We start from the raw sequence: 14,565 nt of genomic DNA, 5'->3' as shown, positions 1-14,565 counted from the left end.
TCTGACAAGAGCGCTCCTCGCACCGCCGCCTCCCGAAAACGCTTGCCCCGCTTGGCCTTTGACGAGGAGCGGGTGTCGCTCACTCACGGTCGTGACAGGATTCGCCGCTTTTCTGTGAGGCTCGCTGTTGCGGCCGTGCGGTCGCAAAGCTGTGACTAGACTCGCGCCCCATGCGTAGCGCCAGCCCCATCCGGCAGTGGAAGACGACATCCCCTCGCGCATCGCGCGCCGACGTTCACGGCTGGAGAAGAACGACCCGGCACACGGACCCCCGAGGCGGCCGGACGCGTCTCGACCTCCCTGGGGGACCCGCCGAACACGCCACGCGCGAGCCGTACTTCATAGCCGCCGAGAGGGGGGACGACGGCCCGTGAAGGCTCGGCACAAGCAGTCCCGCGACCCGCGCGCACACTGGCTGTTACTGGTCCTCGTCCTGCCCGCGATGTTCGCGGCCCTTCTCTTCGAGGGCTGGACCAACCACGAGGTGGACGCCGCGACGACGCGGTCCGCGTGTACCTCACCCGCACCGGACGCCGTGGCCGGCGGCGGTCCCGTGGTGGGGATCAACGGCAACGGGATCCAGACGGCCTCGATGCCCGCCCGCACCGTCGCGCTCACCTTCGACGGCGGCCCCGACCCCGTGTGGACCCCGCGCCTGCTCGACCTGCTGCGACAGCACCGGGCGCGCGCCACCTTCTTCCTCTTCGGCTCCCAGGCGGCCCGCCATCCGGACCTGGTGCGGCGCATCCGCGCCGAGGGGCACGAGATCGGCTCGAACACCTACACCGGGGGAGCCCTCGGCGAGGCGTCGTCCGTCCGCTTCTCCGCCGAACTGGACCTGACCCAGGCCGCGTTGGCGGGCATCACCGGCATCCGCACCAATCTGCTGCGGATGCCCAGGACCACCTCGCCGGACACGCTCTGTGGCCGCGAGTGGACCGCCGCGCGGCGCGCCGCCGCCCAGGGGTACGTCCTGGTCGCCGCCGACAAGGGGTCCCGGAAACCGGCCCAGGGCCTGGTCCGGCAGCTCAGCCAGACCGCGACCGCGTACCGGGAGACGGAGAAGCTGCTCAAGAACCCGGGCGTCGACCGCTTCACCACCGTCTCGGCCGGCCTCCGGCTGACCCCGTACGAACCGGTCTCGGCCGTCGAACGATGGCGCGGCACCGCCCTCGTCTGGGCCACCACCCTGGGGCGCGCGTTCTCGAACGCGATGACCTGGACGCTCGGTATCGCGGGGGCTCTGGGGGTGCTGCGACTGGTGCTGCTCGTCTTCTTCGCCCGGGCGCACGTCCGCCGGCTCGAACGCTCCCGGCCCGGCGCACCCTGGCTGCAAGAGGTCGCGGAACCGGTGACGGTGCTCGTGCCCGCCTACAACGAAGAGGCCGGGATCGAGTCCACCGTCCGCTCCCTGCTCGCCTCCGACTACCCCGAGCTGCAGATCGTCGTCATCGACGACGGCTCGACGGACCGTACGGCGGAGATCGCCGAGGACATCGGGGATCCGCGCGTGCTGGTGGTCCGCAAGCCCAACGGAGGCAAGGCCGCGGCCCTCAACACCGGTCTGGGACACGCGAGTCACGACATCCTGATCATGGTCGACGCCGACACCGTCTTCGAACCGGACGCCATCCACCACCTGGTCCAGCCGCTCGCGCACCCCGCCGTGGGCGCGGTCAGCGGCAACACCAAGGTCGGCAACCGGCGGGGCCTGCTCGCCAAGTGGCAGCACCTGGAGTACTGCTTCGGCTTCAACCTCGACCGCCGGATGTTCGAGGTGCTGGAGTGCATGACCACCGTCCCCGGAGCCATCGGGGCGTTCCGCCGGGACGCGCTCATCGGCGTCGGCGGGGTCAGCGACGACACCCTCGCCGAGGACACCGACCTCACGATGGCCCTGTGGCGGGCCGGCTGGCGGGTGCTCTACGAGGAGTCCGCCGTCGCCTGGACCGAAGTACCCACCTCGCTGCGGCAGTTGTGGCGTCAGCGCTACCGCTGGTGCTTCGGCACCATCCAGTCGATGTGGAAGCACCGCGGTGCCGTCCTGGAGATGGGCGTCGCGGGACGCTTCGGCCGGCGCGGACTCACCTACCTCGCGCTCTTCCAGGTCGCCCTGCCGCTGCTCGCGCCGGTCATCGACGTGTTCGCCCTGTACGGCGTGCTGTTCCTCGACCCGCTCACGTCGGCCGGGGTGTGGTTCGGCTTCATGGCCGTCCAACTGGTCTGTGCCGGTTACGCGTTGAAGCTCGACGGGGAACGCGTACGGACCCTGTGGTGGATGCCGTTCCAACTCGTCGTCTACCGGCAACTGATGTACCTGGTCGTCATCCAGTCCGTGGTCGCCGTGCTCCTCGGCAGCCGGCTGAAGTGGCAGCGCATGAAGCGTTCGGGCACGGCCGCTGAACAGATCGAGGGTCCAACGCCGTATAAGAGCGTGCCGACGAGATGACCCCATGTGGTGAGGGACTGGACAGGCCGATGAGCGAAGGGACCGACCTGCCGGTGGGCTATGACCGGAGTGGTGCCGCTCAGCCGCCCAGTGGCGTGACGGGCCGGGTGGCACGCGGGAACGCGTCCCCGCCCTCGACGCGTACGGCACCACTGCCGGGCATGCCCTCACCCGCCACCCCGGGCCGCACCGGCCACGGACGACGGCCGCCGGGCGACGCGGGGGGCGGAAGGTCCCCCAAGCCGCCCCCCACCCGGCGCCGCAAGATCACGCGGCTCGCGATCCTCCTGGTCGTCGCGCTGGTGGCCTCCGCCGCCGGGACGTACGTCTGGGCCGACACCAAGCTCGACCAGGAGGTCGACCTCGGTGCGCTGCCGGACCGCCCGGCGGAGGGAAAGGGCACCAACTACCTGATCGTGGGCTCCGACAGCCGCGCCGGTCTCTCCGAGCAGGCCAGGAAGAGTCTGCGCACCGGCTCGGCGGAGGGCCGCCGCACCGACTCGATGATCCTGCTGCACACCGGCTCGAACGGCACCACGATGATGAGCCTGCCGCGCGACTCGTGGGTGACGGTCCCGCCGTACGTACGCCCCGACACCGGCAAGAGCTTCTCGGCCGAGCCGAACAAACTGAACGCCGCGTTCTCACTGGGCGGCCCCGACCTGCTCGTACGGGCCGTGGAACGCAACACCGGGCTGCACATCGACCACTACGCGGAGATCGGCTTCGCGGGCTTCGTCGGAGTGGTGGACGCGGTCGGCGGCGTGGACATGTGCCTGGAGCGGGCCGTCAAGGACGAGAAGTCCGGCGCTGATCTGCGCCAGGGCTGCCAGACCCTCGACGGCGCCGAGGCGCTGGCGTTCGTCCGGCAGCGCAAGCAGGAGGCCGAGGGCGACCTGGGCCGCACCCGCAACCAGCAGAAGTTCCTGACCGCGCTCGCCAAGAAGGCGGTCACCCCCGGCACGCTCCTCAACCCGGCCAGGTCCTTCCCGACACTTGGCGCGGGCCTCGACACGCTCGTGGTCGACAAGGACACGGGCCTACGGGACCTCATGTCGCTGTTCCAGGCGATGCAGAGCGTCTCGGCGGGCAACGGCAGGCAGATCAACGTGCCCGTCTCCGACCCCGGTTTCGCCACCTCCAAGGGCAGCGCCGTGAAGTGGGACGACCGCCGGGCGCAGCAGCTCTTCGCGGAACTGCGGGACGACCGGCCGGTGACGCTCCCGACCGGGAAGTGACCCTGACCGGTTCGGGACGCGTCGGACCGGCCGACCGCAGGTGCGTGTCGGACCGGTTGCCCGGAAGTGGGTCAGACCGGTTGTGCGGAGGAGTGCAGCGCCGCCGGGGTGCGGACCGGGTCCTGAATCTCGCGGGTGTGCGGGAAGTTGGCCGCCCGGTGCTGGAACGAGAGGATCTTCGGGTTCATGACGACGCCGTCGCGGATCTCGATGGCCTTGCTGATCGTGGCGTCCGCGTCCCATGCCGCGGGCCCGCTCATGACCTTGCGCAGATAGGGGAGGAGCGCCTCGCTGATCTCCCACGTGGCCGAGTTCCACAGGTGGGACGGGCTGTGGTCCACCCCGTAGTAGTGGCAGCCCGGCCCGACCGTGGGCATCGGATCGCCGAAGGTGGTCGGGCGGGCCCAGGTGAAGCCCATGCCCTCGTCGCAGGCGACGTCGACGAAGAAGGTGCCCGGCTTGAACAGGGCGAGCTCCTCGTCGGTGACGAACGTCAGGGGTGCGTCGGTGTCCTGCCGGATGCAGTTGACGATGATGTCGAAGCCGGCCAGGTACTCGGCGAGCGGTACGGGGCCGAGCCCGGTGAGTGCCTGCAGACGCGAGGGATCGTCCGGCCGCTCCTCGAAGTGGCCCATCACGACGGACGGCATCGGTGAGGCCACCGCCGCCGCGGCGCGCTGGGTGAGCACCGTGACGTCGGAGACGCCCATGGCGCCCAGACCCGTGACCGCTCCGCGTGCCGTGGCGCCGAAGCTGAGGACCACCGCGCGCATACGGCGTCCGTAGCTGCCGGTCAGCCCGCCGAGCTGCAGGGCGTGCAACACCGAGCAGTAGCCCGCGAGTTCGTTGTTCTTGTGGAACACATGGACACTGAAGGCGCCCGTGGACGTCCAGTGGTTCATGGCCTCCCAGGCGATGAGGGTCAGCTGGCGGTCGATGCCGAGCTGGGTCATCGTCTCGTCCTGTACACAGTGCGGCCATCCCCACAGCACCTGGCCCTGGCGCAGTGCGGCGACGTCGTCGTGCATCGGCTTGGGCAGCAGCAGGACGTCACACTCGTCGAGGAGCTCCTCGCGGGAGCGCAGGCCCGCCACCTGCGGCCGCAGCGCATCGTCCGCGACGCCGAACCGTTCGCCGTAGCCCTGTTCGAGGAAGATCTTCTCGCGTACGTCGGGTGCGATCCGGCCGAGGTGGGCCGGGTGCAGGGGGAGGCGGAACTCGTTTTCCTTGTGGGAGGAGGCGAGTACTCCGAGACTCAGCAGGCTCATGCGCTTCCTCATCATCATTTCGTTCGTGTCATGGCGTTCGCGCCAGGTCGTTCTCGTGGTTCTCGTCGTGCTGCGTGCTGCGTGCTGCGTGCTGCGTGCGGCCGTCCGGTCTCCGGTCGGTCAGGAGGCGCCGGGCCGGTGCGCGCGGACGCGCTCGGTCAGCGGGAGCGGTGTCTCGTTCAGACCGTTCACCGACCCGCACGCCATGCGCGCGCACGTCCCGTGGCAGGCGAGCAGCTGCTTGTCGTCGCGGTGGGAGACCACCACCGCCTCCGGGTCGGGCGCGTTGCGGTAGTCGGTACCGCAGATCAGACAGGCCAGCCCGGCGAGCATCTCGGCGGTCGGCTCGGGACGGCCGCGGCGGTGGCCGGAGATCGAGTCCTGTGAATACATGTGTCCGCATCCTCTTGATCGGTTCAGAGCCGTGCGCGGGATGCCGGAATGCGACGGAGGCATCCCGGTGGGCAGGAAATTCGCTACCGCGCTGCGCGGGAACGGATACGGAAGGCGGCGAGACGGTACGAGCCAGAAGGCATGTGCGGCCCATTTCCGGCCGGATCAGAGGTGCGCCGGCCTGTGCCGTTCCCCGAGGGCGACGCCGAAACGGATGACGGCATGCGAGGTGCGCTCGGTGCTGCCAACCGTACTCCCCTCCGGACCCGCCACGTGCCGCATCCCACAGCCCGGGAACGTTGCCGACATCCCGGACGTTGTAGGGAACGGTTGTAGTTGAAGTTTGCGAACGTGGAAGCGCCCGCGGAGTTCCGACAGCGGGCGTTTCGTCGTTCCGGGGGTTTTCTTCGACGGCTGACGACCAACAGCCCGGGATCGCGCGAGCGCGCGACTGCCTGATCGGCTCGTCATCTCGAAGGAGACATCACATGGCTCAAGGCACCGTGAAGTGGTTCAACGCGGAGAAGGGTTTCGGCTTCATCACCTCCGATGAGGGTGGCGCCGACGTCTTCGTGCACCACTCGGCGATCGACACCGAGGGTTTCCGCTCCCTGGCGGAGAACCAGCGGGTGGAGTTCACCGCCAGCCAGGGCCCCAAGGGCATGCAGGCCGACCAGGTCCGCGCCCTCTGAGGACATCTCGTCAGGACAGGCCCGCACCGCGGGCCTGTCCCGTTCTGCGTGCGTCTGCATCTTTCTGCATAGATCTGCACCCATCTGCATTCATCTGCATCTGTACGGGCTTTCCGCGTTCGGCGCCCTGCCCCCGCGTCGGTGGTATCGGCCCGCGCATCCCGAGAGGAAAGCCGTGAGCACTGATTTCATCAACCGGGGCACCGATCCGACGGCCCGGCACGCCGAGACGACGAAACCCCCGCCCGGAGCCCGGGGCAGCGACTACGCCGCGCTGTCCCGTGAGGTGAAGCAGCGCGGGCTGCTGAAGCGACGCCGGGGCTACTACAGCGCCAAGGTCGGCGGGAACCTGCTTCTGCTGGCCGCCGGCTGGACCGCGTTCGCCCTGATCGGGCCGTCGTGGTGGCAGCTGCTGACCGCCGCCTTCCTCGCGGTGATGTTCACCCAGACCGGGTTCATCGGGCACGACGCCGGACACCACCAGATCGCCTCCTCCAAGCGCGTCAACACCCTGCTCGGCCGCCTCCACGTCGATCTGCTGATCGGCCTCAGCTACGGCTGGTGGATCGCCAAGCACAACCGGCACCACTCACACCCCAACCACGTCGACCGCGACCCCGACATCGCCGAGGGCGCGATCGCCTTCACCGAGGACCACGCCCGCGTGCGCAGCGGAGCGTACGCATGGCTCGCCCGTCACCAGGCCTGGCTGTTCTTCCCGATGCTGCTCCTGGAGGGCTTCGCCCTGCACGTGGCCGGCGTACGGGCGCTGTTCGACCGCACCGGCGCCGCGAGGTCGTGGAGGACCAGGCTCGCCGAGGCGGGCCTGCTGGCGGCGCATCTCGGCGGCTATCTCGCGGCCCTGTTCCTGGTCCTGTCCCCGCTCCAGGCCGTGGTCTTCCTCCTTGTGCACCAAGGGCTGTTCGGGCTCTACATGGGGTGCTCGTTCGCCCCGAACCACAAGGGCATGCCCATTTTCGCCAAGGACGACAAAATTGACTTCCTGCGCCGGCAGGTGCTGACCTCACGGAACATCCGCGGCAACCGGTTCACCGACTTCGCGCTCGGCGGGCTCAACTACCAGATCGAGCACCACCTGTTCCCCTCCATGCCGCGGCCCAGCCTGCGCCACGCCCAGGAACTCGTGCGCACGTACTGCGCCCGGCACGGCATCGCGTACCACGAGACCGGGCTTCTCGACTCCTACGGCCAGGTGCTGCGCCACCTCCACGACGTCGCCGGCCCGCTGCGCCTGCGCCCCGAGCTGGAGTACTGACCGGGGTCAGTTGGAGTACTGACCGGGGTCAGCGGGACGCTCGTACGCCGTCCAGTGCGACGGACAGGACCCGGTCGCGCTGGGCGTCGTCGTCGAAGGCCGTCGCGGTGATGCCCGCGACCATGCGCAGCAGGTCGACGAAGTCCATGTCCGTGCGTGCCGCGCCGGCCCGCTGGGCCCGTTCGAACAGCGGGCCGCCGGCCGCGTACATCGACTCGCGGCAGGCGGTGAAGATCTCCGACTCGTCGTTGAGCGCCTCCCGGACGGCCCGCTTGGTCACCATGTAGTCGGCGAACCGGTCGAGCCATGTCGTCAGCGCCTCCCACGGCTCCAGGTCGGCGACTTCCTCCGCGACCCGGCACAGGGCGTTGACCTCGTCCGCGTAGACGCTCTCGAAGAGGTGCCTGCGGGTGGGGAAGTTCCGGTACAGCGTGCCGATGCCGACGCCCGCGCGACGGGCGACGTCCTCCAGTGAGGCCTCCGCGCCGTGCTCCGTGAAGGCCTCGCGGGCGGCCGTGAGCAGGGCGTCGTAGTTGCGCGCCGCGTCCTTCCGGTGCGGCCGCCGGGACGCGACGATCTCGCTGACGGGGAACGACTGGGCGGTCACTGCTGCCTCCCGGGGCGGGACGAGGTTGAAGCGGAGGTTTGCCTCCGTTACAGTGGAGGGGTACCTCCACTTTAGCAGTGCGGGGTGCGTACGGCGTGGACGCGTGCGGCCGCACGCATCGACGACGCGACGCCACCCGCATTCGGGCGGACCCCCGGGCCACCCCGCATACGGACGGGCTCCGGGCCCGTACCCGTGCGGGTCCTGCGCCGGAGCGCATCGCCCGTCCCCTGACACTTTCCGCGACCTTCCCCCGGCTCTCGGCCGAGCCCGAAGCCGGGGGGACCGCCACCCCGCGACCGTCGCCGTGCCCTGTGCTGCCCCCGGGCAGGCACCGGGCCCGTACGGCCGCGGTCCGAGGCTCTCGGCCGCAACCAGTTCGGAGAGGCTCTTCATGCCCCGCAAGTCCACCCGCCTCACCTTCGCGGTCCTCGCGACCGGTGCGGGCGTGTTCTCCATGCTTCAGTCGCTGATCGCGCCGGCCCTGCCGACCGTCCAGCACGCACTGGACACCTCCCAGTCCACCGCGACCTGGGTGATGACGGCGTACCTGCTGTCCGCCTCGGTCTTCACGCCGATCCTCGGCCGGGTCGGCGACCTGATCGGCAAGAAACGCACCCTCGTCGCCGTCCTGGTGGCCGTGCTGCTCGGATGTCTGCTCGCCGCCCTCGCCCCGACCATCGGCGTACTGATCGTCGCCCGGGTCGTCCAGGGCATCGGCGGCGCGCTGTTCCCGCTGTCCTTCGGCATCATCCGGGACGAGTTCGCCGCGAACCGGGTGAGCCCCAGCATCAGCAACCTGTCCGCCGTGATCGCCGCCGGCGGCGGTGTCGGCATGGTCGCGGCCGGTCCCGTCGTGAGCGCACTCGGCTACCGCTGGCTCTTCTGGATCCCCGTCGGCATCGTCGCGGTGACCGCGCTCATCGCCCTCCGGTACGTCCCGGAGTCGCCCAGCCGTGCCGAGGGCCGCGTCAACTGGCTCGGCGCCGTCCTGCTGTCGGCATGGCTGGTGGCGCTGCTGCTGCCGCTCAGCCAGGCGGGCCAGTGGGGCTGGGGCTCCGCCCGGGTGATCGGGCTGTTCGCCGCCGCCGTGGTGCTCTTCGCGCTGTGGCTGCTGGCCGAGTCGCGTTCCCGCTCCCCGCTGATCGACCTGCGTGTCATGCGGCTGCCCGCCGTGTGGACCACGAACACCGCCGCGCTGCTGTTCGGCGCCGGCATGTACTCGATCTGGTCCTTCCTGCCCGGCTTCGTCCAGACACCCAGCTCCGCCGGGTACGGATTCGGCGCGAGCGTCACCGCGTCAGGGCTGCTCATGCTGCCGATGCTGATCGCGATGTTCGTCTCGGGCATCCTCAGCGGCCGGCTGGAGCCGGTACTCGGAGCGAAGAAGCTGCTCACCACCGGTGCCGCACTCGGCGCGGTCGCCTGTGGCTTCCTCGCCCTCTGGCACGACGAGCAGTGGCAGATCGCCTTCGTTTCGGGCGTCTTCGGCCTCGGCATCGGTCTCGCCTTCGCCTCGATGGCCAACCTGATCGTGGGCAGCGTCCCGGCCGAGCAGACCGGCGCCGCGACCGGCATGAACGCCAACATCCGCACCATCGGCGGGTCCATCGGCGCCGCCGTGACCAGCGTCCTGGTGACCGGCCACCTGCAGCCCTCGGGCCTGCCGTACGCCTCCGGCTACACCCACGGATTCACCCTGCTCGCCCTGCTCTGCCTCGCCGCGGCCCTGGCAGCGCTCCTCGTCCCGGTCCAGCGGGCGAACCGTATGTCCCGCGTGCCCCGGGCCGCTGCCCACGACCACGAGGTGTCGCGTACGGATCAGGAGACCGTCGCACCGGGCGTGCGCGGCTGATGTGATCGCGGACCGGCGCACCGGCCGTCGCCCAGACCCTCACCAGGGGTCCGGGCGGCGGCCGTCACTGCTCGTCGACGGCCTGGTGCTCGTCGGAGCCGGTCAGCATCCGGATCTCACCGGAGGAGGTCGCCGTCAGACTCCCGAGTATGGCGAGCAGTTCGGCGTCCCGGCTGCCCGGTTCGGCGTGGAAGACCTTGAGGATCAGGCCGTCGGTGCCGTTGATGGCCAGCTTGTTGGACTGCAGTTCGAGGTCGCCGACCTTCGGATGGCGCAGCCGCATGACGCGCGCGTGCTTGGGCCGCACGTCGTGACGGCCCCACAGACGGCGGAAACGCTCACTGCGTACGGACAGTTCGCCCACGAGTTCCACCAGGCGGGGATCGTCGACGTCGGGTCCGACGTTGGCCCGCAGGGCGGCGACCCCCGCCTCGGTCAGTTCCTCCCAGTCCCGGCGCAGTTCCCTTTCGGACTCGTCGAGAAGGATGGCCCTGATGAGATTGACGCCGGGGGAGTGGCTCGGGGACAGGGCCACCGCCAGTGGGTTGGCCGCGAGTACGTCGGTGAACCTGTTCTCGACGTACGCGGGATTGCTCGGCCATCCGTCGATGAGCTGGAGGATGCCGGGCGGCACGGGCTCTGGCTTCTGCGCGGCGCGTCCACGGTCGCCGGAGCGGCCCTGCTGACGGGCCTGGGACGGGCGCGCCTGGGTCAGGCCGATCAGGTGCGCGGTGGCGGGGGCGTCCAGGTCCAGGACGTCGGCCAGGGCTTCGAGGACCTGGAGCGACGGGTTGCGGTCGCGGCCCTGCTCAAGGCGCAGGTAGTAGTCGGCGCTGATCCCGGCCAGCATCGCGACCTCCTCACGCCGCAGCCCCGGTACGCGCCGCAGGCCGCCACGGCGGATCCCGGCGTCCTCGGGCCGTATCAGCGCACGGCGGGCCCGCAGGAACTCTCCGAGGGCGTTCGTTGCGTCCATGACTCCACCGTAGGTCCGTCCCGGCGCCGGTGACTGTCCCTGTCACTACCAGGAACAGCGGGGTACTGCCGACCGCCGTCGACCGGGCGCAGAGTCGGCATCGGCGGAGGACGAATCCGTCCACGCACATCAAGACGAACCCGTCTCCGCACAAACAGACACAGAACAGCCATGGATACGCAGTGAGAGGCACACCATGACGGACGCAACCGGCACCGTTTCCGGCGGAACCCTGACCCTGGCGGACGATCTGACGATCACCCGCATGGGATACGGAGCCATGCAGCTGGCGGGCCCCAACGTCTTCGGGCCGCCCAAGGACCGGGACGAGGCCGTCGCGGTCCTGCGGGAGGCCGTCGAGCGGGGCATCACCCACATCGACACCAGCGACTTCTACGGGCCCGTCGTCGTCAACGAGATCATCAAGGAGGCCCTGTACCCCTACCCCGCCGACCTGCGCATCGTCACCAAGGTCGGCGCCCGCCGCGGCGACGACGGCAGCTGGATCCTGTCCCGGGACCCCGAGGACCTCAAGGCCCAGGTCCACGAGAATCTCCAGCACCTCGGCGTGGACGCGCTCGACGTGGTGAACCTGCGCGTCGGCTCCAACGACGGGGGAACGGACGAGGAGCCGCTGAGCGAGCAGTTCGGCGCCCTGGCCGAACTGCGGAAGGAAGGCCTGATCCGTCATCTCGGCGTCAGTGCCGTCTCCGACGCGCAGTTGACCGAGGCCCAGGCCATCGCCCCGGTCGTCACCGTGCAGAACCTCTACAACCTGGCCAACCGCCAGGACGACGCCCTCGTCGAGCGGTGCGCGGCGGAGAACATCGCGTTCGCCGCGTTCTTCCCGCTCGGCGGCTTCAGCCCGCTGCAGTCGCAGACGCTGACCGACGTGGCCGGCCGCCTGGACGCCTCGCCCCAGCAGGTGGCCCTGGCCTGGCTGCTCCAGCGCTCCGCGACCACGGTCCTGATCCCCGGCACGTCGTCGCGGGCGCACCTCCGCGAGAACATCGCGGCGGCGGAGTTGGTCCTGCCGGACCATGAGATCGCGGAACTGGACAAGATCGGCCGCTGATTCAGGCACGGGGCAACCCCCGTCGCTTTTAGGAGCGCGGGGAACTGCGCGCTCAGCCACACACAACCCGCAGCCAAGGTCGTACGTCGGCTGCGGGTCTGTGGGGCTGGGCGCGCAGTTCCCCGCGCCCCTAAAAGCCTAAAAGCAACCCGTTACTGGGCGCCCGCGCCGGCCGGCTCCCGGTGGAGGCGCTCGACCTCCACCCGCTCAACCCCCCGCTCGGCGGAGCCCCTCGTGCGCCACAGCCACGCGATGTCACGGCCGAACGACCACGTCAGCAGGCCGAGGGCGAGAGCGACGACGCCGAACGTCGGGGCGTACGGGAGGATCCCCGAGCCCGCGAGCAGCAGCAGGACGCCCTGGAGGGCGGCCACCGTCTTGCGGCCCGTGCTCGGCGGGAGGGCGTTGTTCAGCCAGGGCAGGAACCGGGCGGCCGCCACGAAGGCGTAGCGCATGCCGCCGATCAGGAGTGCCCAGGGGCCGACGGTCGTGGAGACGTACACGCTGAGCACCAGGATCAGGAACGCGTCGACCTCCATGTCGAACCGCGCGCCCAGCGCGGAGGAGGAACCCGTCCGCCTGGCGACCTTGCCGTCGACCGCGTCGAGAATCAGGGCGACCGCGGTGAGGGCCACCAGGACGGTGACCGGCGGCGGGCTCTGGAAGGAGTCCGCGACCAGCGCGGTCACTCCGCCGACAAGGGTGGCCCGGCCCAGGGTCACGCGGTTCGCCGGTCCGAAGGAACGGGGCCGCGTGCGATGCAGGGCGCGTGAGAGCACCGCCCACGTCGCGAGCGCGAACGCCAGTCCCGTCAGCCAGCCCACGGGCCCCATGCCGAGCGCCGTGCCGAGCACGGTGAGCAACAGAAGCTGCACACCCGCTCCCACGGCCGTCTCCTGCTGCAAGAGCCTCGCGTCGTACGTGTTGTTCAGGGCCACCGCACATCCTCCGGCCAGGTGACAGAGTCGATCATTGCCGCGTACCTTGTGCGCGGCTTCGCAAAGGTCGGTACGTGGCTCGCCGCCCGATCGTTCAGCTGATTTGCTCAGCCCATTCACATGGACCACCCAGGAGGATGCCGAATGGACCGCTCCGCCCGCGCCTTCTGGCTCCGCTCTCCCGGCCTCGGCGAGATCCGGGACACCCAACTGCCCGAACCCGCCGAGGGCGAGGTCGTGGTGCGAACACTTTTCTCAGGGGTGAGCCGCGGAACCGAGACGCTCGTCTTCCGGGGAGGCGTGCCGGAGAGCCAGCACGCCGCCATGCGGGCGCCCTTCCAGGAGGGCGACTTCCCCGGCCCGGTCAAGTACGGGTACCTGAACGTAGGAGTGGTGGAGGCGGGCCCGACGGACCTCCTCGGGCGGACCGTCTTCTCCCTCTATCCGCACCAGACCCGGTTCGTCGTCCCGGCGAGCGCCGTGACTCCCGTGCCCGAGACCGTCCCCGCCTCGCGCGCCGTACTCGCCGGAACCGTGGAGACCGCCGTCAACGCCCTGTGGGACGCGACGCCGTTGATCGGCGACCGCATCACCGTGGTCGGCGCCGGCATGGTCGGCGCGAGTGTCGCCGCGCTCCTTGCCCGGTTTCCCGCGGCCCGGGTCCAACTCGTCGACGCCAACCCGGCGCGCGCCGACATCGCACAGGCACTCGGCGTCGACTTCGCGCTCCCGGCGGACGCGGCAGGCGACCGCGACCTGGTCGTCCACGCCAGCGCCACCGAGGCCGGGCTCGCCCGATCGCTCGAACTCCTCGCACCGGAGGGCACCGTCCTCGAACTGAGCTGGTACGGCGACCGGAAGGTCAGCCTGCCGCTCGGCGAGGCGTTCCACTCCCGCCGCCTGGTGATACGCAGCAGTCAGGTCGGAACCGTCTCCCCGGCCAGGAGCGCCCGCCGCACCTACGCCGACCGCCTCGCCATCGCCCTCGACCTGCTCGCCGACCCGGCCCTCGACGCCCTGATCACGGGCGAATGCGCCTTCGAGGACCTGCCGGAGGCGATGGCGGAACTCGCCGCGGGACAGACGACAGCGCTGTGTCACCTCGTGCGGTACGACGCCACTCCCGCCCCGGATCACGACACGCGACCCGTCGGCCCCACCGGCCACCCCGAAGACACCCCGTAGTCACCTGGTGTCCATCGAGTGACCAAGTCCTCACACCGGTAACCAAGTTCGCACTCACCGTCTCTCTGTCCTCCTGTGCTGGGCACCATTGGCCGAAACTCCGAGCCGAACCCCCTGAACACGGAGAACGGACCGGCCGTACTACACGGCACGCCCCGGCAGAGGGGTCAGACGCGCCGCACCTGGAGGGTCGTCCGTTGTTCAGCATCACCGTCCGCGATCACCTGATGATCGCCCACAGCTTCCGCGGAGAGGTCTTCGGACCCGCGCAGCGCCTGCACGGGGCGACGTTCCTCGTGGACGCCACGTTCCGCCGCGCCGAGCTGGACGACGACAACATCGTCGTCGACATCGGACTGGCCACCAGGGAACTCGGGGAGGTGGTGGCCGAGATGAACTACCGGAACCTCGACAACGAGCCGGTGTTCGCCGACACCAACACCTCGACGGAGTTCCTGGCCAAGGTCGTCGCCGACCGCCTCGCCGAGCGCGTGGAGAAGGGCCTGCTTGGCGAAGGCGCCCGCGGCCTGGCCGGCATCACCGTCACCCTGCACGAGTCGCACATCGCCTGGGCGAGTTACGAGCGTGCCCTGTGAACCACAACGCCGACATC

Annotated in this window: 13 protein-coding genes; 8 read left to right on the top strand and 5 right to left on the bottom strand. The window is 70.2% G+C overall.

The window, feature by feature from the left end:
• The first annotated feature begins 370 nt into the window (after positions 1 to 370).
• A complete protein-coding gene (locus tag QF035_RS10565) occupies positions 371 to 2,449 on the top strand; it encodes a glycosyltransferase (RefSeq protein ID WP_373466624.1) in 2,079 nt (692 codons plus the stop codon).
• A gap of 29 nt (positions 2,450 to 2,478) precedes the next feature.
• Positions 2,479 to 3,687 carry an LCP family protein gene (locus tag QF035_RS10560; protein WP_307519817.1) on the top strand — a complete coding sequence of 403 codons (1,209 nt, stop codon included), beginning with the start codon at positions 2,479 to 2,481 and terminating at the stop codon, positions 3,685 to 3,687.
• A gap of 71 nt (positions 3,688 to 3,758) precedes the next feature.
• Here QF035_RS10560 and QF035_RS10555 read toward each other — a convergent pair whose 3' ends face one another.
• Complete coding sequence (locus QF035_RS10555; RefSeq protein ID WP_307519815.1) at positions 3,759 to 4,955, bottom strand: N(5)-(carboxyethyl)ornithine synthase; 1,197 nt, start codon at positions 4,953 to 4,955, stop codon at positions 3,759 to 3,761.
• A gap of 120 nt (positions 4,956 to 5,075) precedes the next feature.
• Complete coding sequence (locus tag QF035_RS10550; RefSeq protein ID WP_055613674.1) at positions 5,076 to 5,348, bottom strand: hypothetical protein; 273 nt, start codon at positions 5,346 to 5,348, stop codon at positions 5,076 to 5,078.
• A gap of 488 nt (positions 5,349 to 5,836) precedes the next feature.
• On the opposite strand from QF035_RS10550, the gene QF035_RS10545 reads away from it, so the two are divergent.
• Together QF035_RS10545 and QF035_RS10540 are read left to right on the top strand one after the other, a co-directional pair.
• Complete coding sequence (locus tag QF035_RS10545) at positions 5,837 to 6,040, top strand: cold-shock protein (protein ID WP_266752945.1); 204 nt, start codon at positions 5,837 to 5,839, stop codon at positions 6,038 to 6,040.
• A 175-nt stretch (positions 6,041 to 6,215) separates the two neighbouring features.
• Complete coding sequence (locus QF035_RS10540; RefSeq protein ID WP_307519813.1) at positions 6,216 to 7,316, top strand: fatty acid desaturase family protein; 1,101 nt, start codon at positions 6,216 to 6,218, stop codon at positions 7,314 to 7,316.
• A gap of 28 nt (positions 7,317 to 7,344) precedes the next feature.
• Here the strand turns inward: QF035_RS10540 and QF035_RS10535 are convergent, their stop codons facing one another.
• A complete protein-coding gene (locus tag QF035_RS10535) occupies positions 7,345 to 7,923 on the bottom strand; it encodes a TetR/AcrR family transcriptional regulator (protein ID WP_189839649.1) in 579 nt (192 codons plus the stop codon).
• Positions 7,924 to 8,317: 394 nt separating this feature from the next.
• On the opposite strand from QF035_RS10535, the gene QF035_RS10530 reads away from it, so the two are divergent.
• Positions 8,318 to 9,778, top strand: a complete 1,461-nt coding sequence (locus QF035_RS10530) for an MFS transporter (protein ID WP_307519812.1) — start codon at positions 8,318 to 8,320, stop codon at positions 9,776 to 9,778.
• A 64-nt stretch (positions 9,779 to 9,842) separates the two neighbouring features.
• Here QF035_RS10530 and QF035_RS10525 read toward each other — a convergent pair whose 3' ends face one another.
• The gene (locus tag QF035_RS10525; protein WP_307519811.1) at positions 9,843 to 10,754 is read right to left on the bottom strand and encodes a helix-turn-helix domain-containing protein; all 912 of its coding nucleotides are present in this window, start codon (positions 10,752 to 10,754) and stop codon (positions 9,843 to 9,845) included.
• Between the two features lie 196 nt (positions 10,755 to 10,950).
• On the opposite strand from QF035_RS10525, the gene QF035_RS10520 reads away from it, so the two are divergent.
• Complete coding sequence (locus tag QF035_RS10520) at positions 10,951 to 11,829, top strand: oxidoreductase (RefSeq protein WP_307519809.1); 879 nt, start codon at positions 10,951 to 10,953, stop codon at positions 11,827 to 11,829.
• Between the two features lie 152 nt (positions 11,830 to 11,981).
• Here the strand turns inward: QF035_RS10520 and QF035_RS10515 are convergent, their stop codons facing one another.
• Positions 11,982 to 12,767, bottom strand: coding sequence for a CDP-alcohol phosphatidyltransferase family protein (locus tag QF035_RS10515; RefSeq protein WP_307519808.1), 786 nt, complete (start codon positions 12,765 to 12,767; stop codon positions 11,982 to 11,984).
• Between the two features lie 144 nt (positions 12,768 to 12,911).
• Between QF035_RS10515 and QF035_RS10510 the strand changes: the two genes are divergently transcribed.
• Positions 12,912 to 13,952, top strand: a complete 1,041-nt coding sequence (locus QF035_RS10510; protein ID WP_307519807.1) for a zinc-dependent alcohol dehydrogenase — start codon at positions 12,912 to 12,914, stop codon at positions 13,950 to 13,952.
• Positions 13,953 to 14,149: 197 nt separating this feature from the next.
• A complete protein-coding gene (locus tag QF035_RS10505; protein ID WP_189839644.1) occupies positions 14,150 to 14,548 on the top strand; it encodes a 6-pyruvoyl trahydropterin synthase family protein in 399 nt (132 codons plus the stop codon).
• Positions 14,549 to 14,565 lie beyond the last annotated feature (17 nt).

This window comes from Streptomyces umbrinus, assembly GCF_030817415.1.
GTDB classification, from domain to species: domain Bacteria; phylum Actinomycetota; class Actinomycetes; order Streptomycetales; family Streptomycetaceae; genus Streptomyces; species Streptomyces umbrinus_A.
This window is presented reverse-complemented; position numbering and strand designations above follow the sequence as displayed.

What these genes read in the sequence shown, in the direction of transcription:
- QF035_RS10560 (WP_307519817.1), top strand. Translation starts at nt 2,479, where the DNA reads ATGAGCGAAGGGACCGACCTGCCGGTGGGCTATGACCGGAGTGGTGCC.
- QF035_RS10555 (WP_307519815.1), bottom strand. Translation starts at nt 4,955, where the DNA reads ATGAGCCTGCTGAGTCTCGGAGTACTCGCCTCCTCCCACAAGGAAAAC.
- QF035_RS10550 (WP_055613674.1), bottom strand. Translation starts at nt 5,348, where the DNA reads ATGTATTCACAGGACTCGATCTCCGGCCACCGCCGCGGCCGTCCCGAG.
- QF035_RS10545 (WP_266752945.1), top strand. Translation starts at nt 5,837, where the DNA reads ATGGCTCAAGGCACCGTGAAGTGGTTCAACGCGGAGAAGGGTTTCGGC.
- QF035_RS10530 (WP_307519812.1), top strand. Translation starts at nt 8,318, where the DNA reads ATGCCCCGCAAGTCCACCCGCCTCACCTTCGCGGTCCTCGCGACCGGT.
- QF035_RS10525 (WP_307519811.1), bottom strand. Translation starts at nt 10,754, where the DNA reads ATGGACGCAACGAACGCCCTCGGAGAGTTCCTGCGGGCCCGCCGTGCG.
- QF035_RS10520 (WP_307519809.1), top strand. Translation starts at nt 10,951, where the DNA reads ATGACGGACGCAACCGGCACCGTTTCCGGCGGAACCCTGACCCTGGCG.
- QF035_RS10510 (WP_307519807.1), top strand. Translation starts at nt 12,912, where the DNA reads ATGGACCGCTCCGCCCGCGCCTTCTGGCTCCGCTCTCCCGGCCTCGGC.